General features: G+C 67.6%; 3 protein-coding genes. All 3 read left to right on the top strand.

Annotated features, from left to right (window positions below):
- Window positions 1–82: 82 nt before the first annotated feature.
- The 3 genes from tnpA to tnpC all read left to right on the top strand — a co-directional run bounded on the left by tnpA (window position 83) and on the right by tnpC (window position 2,898).
- Window positions 83–949: an IS66 family insertion sequence element accessory protein TnpA gene (tnpA, locus tag AC1RNC_RS26035; RefSeq protein WP_492888874.1), complete on the top strand. Its 867-nt coding sequence runs from the start codon at window positions 83–85 to the stop codon at window positions 947–949.
- Entirely contained in the window at window positions 946–1,299 is a 354-nt protein-coding gene (gene tnpB / locus AC1RNC_RS26030) for an IS66 family insertion sequence element accessory protein TnpB (protein ID WP_492888873.1), read from the top strand. Before tnpA ends, tnpB begins: the two co-directional genes overlap by 4 nt.
- Before the next feature lie 72 nt (window positions 1,300–1,371).
- Entirely contained in the window at window positions 1,372–2,898 is a 1,527-nt protein-coding gene (tnpC, locus tag AC1RNC_RS26025) for an IS66 family transposase (RefSeq protein WP_492888872.1), read from the top strand.
- Window positions 2,899–2,924 lie beyond the last annotated feature (26 nt).

Below are 2,924 nucleotides of genomic sequence, written 5' to 3'. Positions count from 1 at the left end.
GTTTGCGTTCGGTTGTTGCACTCTTGTTCTCCTTCCATGAGGCGAACCATGTCGGGCTCCTGATTATCGAGGGAGGTCGGCCGTGGCGTCGAAGCGGTACCAAAACCGAGGACTGCGAACCTACTGGGCGGTCCACATCGAGGCGTGGCGGCTGAGCGGTCTGTCGCGCGCGGCATACTGCGGCGAACACCAGCTCAAGCCGGCCGTCTTCGGCAACTGGCTGAAGAAGATCGGTGACGCCGACGCCTTGCAGCACAAGCCTTTGAGCAAGCGAAAGCCTCCGCCGCGACGCTCCACCAGCGAGGTCCGTAACAGGGCCGTGCAGGCGTTCTGGGCCATGCACGTCGAGGCCCACCTGTGGAGCGGGCTGACCGCTGCGGAGTATGCCAGCGCCCATCGCCTGACGCCCTCGTCGCTGCGCCAGTGGCGTCAACGCCTCGACGAAGATCCCCTTGGGATCGATTGGAGAGAGCTCGTTCATCCCAGCGCCCGCCCGTATGTGTGCCCCAGACGAAGCACTAGTGCTAAGGCCCCGGCGCTGGAATCCGGCTTGACGGGCGCGACCAGAACCCTTTGCGACGGTGACGGCCGGAGCAGTCGCCGGACGTTCAGCGACGAGCAAAGGCGCGCCATCGTCGCCGAAACGCAGCTTCCCGGCGCCACGGTCAGCGCGGTGGCCAGGAACCACGGCGTGGTCACCAGCATGGTGTTCCGGTGGCGCGCGCAGATGGGCCTTGGCCAGGACGAGCGCGCACGGCTGGCTCGCGTTCGGCTGGTTGGCGATGGCCTGAAGGCGGCGGGCCAGGCTCTTACGTCGGGCATTCCCTTGCCCATCCCCGAGGGCGCGGTGGCCGTCGATCTTGGCGACGGACGCAGGGTCTTCGCGCCGCCTGGGAGCGATCCAGACGAGGTCCGGCGGTACGTGGCGCAGCGGGAGGCGGCCCGATGATGATCATCCCATCCGGCGTGAAGGTGCATCTGGCGCTGGGCCACACCGACATGCGCAAGGGCTTCAATGGCCTGTCGATGCTGGTGCAGGAGGTGCTGAAGGAGGACCCGTTCTCGGGCCACCTGTTCGCCTTCCGGGGGCGAAAGGCCGACACCATCAAGTTGCTCTACTGGGACGGAACGGGCCTGTGCCTGTTCACCAAGCGACTGCAACGCGGGCGCTTCATCTGGCCGCACATCACCACGCCGGGAGGTTCCGTGGTGCTCTCGCCCGCGCAACTCGCCATGCTGGTCGAAGGCATCGACTGGCGCTTCCCAGAGCGCACCTGGCGACCCGCCATCGCCGGCTGAAATAGCGTCGAAACCCCCGCTGGATAAGGGGAAAATGCTTGGTCGCGGACTCCGAAAATAGTAGAATCGGGCATGCGGCTGGATCTGGAAAACCTGCCTACCGACACGGTCTTGCTGCACCAGTTGGTGCGCGAAATGGCCGGCTTCGTCGGTGAGCGGGACGGCGAGATCGACCGGCTCAAAGCCATCATCAAGCAGCTCCAGCGCGCGCAATTTGGACGCCGTTCCGAGCGCCTGGACGCCGATCAACTGGCGCTGGCTCTGGAGGATGTCGAGACCGATCTGGCCGCCGCCGAAGCGCGCCGGCCCGACATCTTGCCGGCGCCCGCGAAGACCCAGCCCAAGCGCAAATCGCTCCCCGACCATCTGCCGCGCGAAGACCGGTTGATCGACATCGACAGCCCGGTCTGCGCCTGCGGCGGCGCCCTGCACAGCATCGGCGAGAGCGTCAGCGAGATGCTGGACTGGGTCCCCGCGCAGATGCGGGTGATCCGGATCGTGCGCCCCAAGTACGCCTGCCGGGCCTGCGCAACAGTCGTCCAGGCGCCGGCGCCGGAGCGGCCGGTCGACGGCGGCCTGGCCACGCCGGCGCTGTTGGCCCAGGTGCTGATCAGCAAGTATTGCGACCACACCCCGCTCTATCGCCAGTCCAAGATCTTCGCCCGACACGGCGTGGATCTGGAGCGCTCGACGCTGGCCGGCTGGGTCGGTGGGGCCTGTTGGTGGCTTGAAGCCCTGCATGACAAGCTGTCGGCCAACCTGTTCGCCAGCAGCCACTTGTTCGCCGACGACACGCCCATCCCGGTGCTCGATCCTGGCCGGGGCCGAACCAAGACCGGGCGGCTCTGGGCTTACACTCGTGATGATCGACCGTGGGGCGGACCGGAGCCGCCCGGCACGGTCTATGTCTATGCGCCGGACCGGAAGGGTGAGCGCCCGGCCGCCCATCTGGGCCGGTTCAAGGGCGTCCTCCAGGTCGATGGCTATGCCGGCTTCGAGCCGTTGACGGCGTCCGGCGAAATCAAGCTGGCGGCCTGTTGGGCGCACGCCCGGCGCAAGTTCTATGAGATCGCCGAGGCAACCCAGTCGCCCGTGGCCGTCGAGGCGTTGCGCCGGATCGGCGAGCTCTACGCCATCGAAGCCCAGGTGCGCGGCCAGTCGGCGGCGCTGCGGCGGGCGGCGCGTCAGGAGTCTTCCCGTCCGCTGGTCGATGCCCTGCACGTCTGGTTCGAACGCCAACTCGCCCGCGTGCCGCCGCGCGGCGCCTTGGCTGAGGCCATCCGTTACGCCCTCGGCCGCTGGGACGCGCTCAGCCTGTTCCTGGCCGACGGCCGTATCGATCTGGACAACAACCCCGTCGAGCGCGCGATCCGGCCCATTGCTCTCGGCCGCAAGAACCACCTGTTCGCCGGTTCGGACGGCGGCGGCGACCGCTGGGCCGTGGTCGGTTCGCTGATCGAGACCGCCAAGATGAACGGCGTCGAGCCCTTCGCCTATCTGCGCGATGTGCTGGAGCGCATGGTCGATGGCCACCCCGTCAACCGCCTCGACGAGCTGCTGCCCTGGGCCTGGAAGAGCGGAAATCACGTCAACACCTGACGGACGTGCAGCGGCCGGACGCATAC

It is taken from the genome of Caulobacter sp. GW822-FHT01G02, from assembly GCF_058802865.1.
This window is presented reverse-complemented; position numbering and strand designations above follow the sequence as displayed.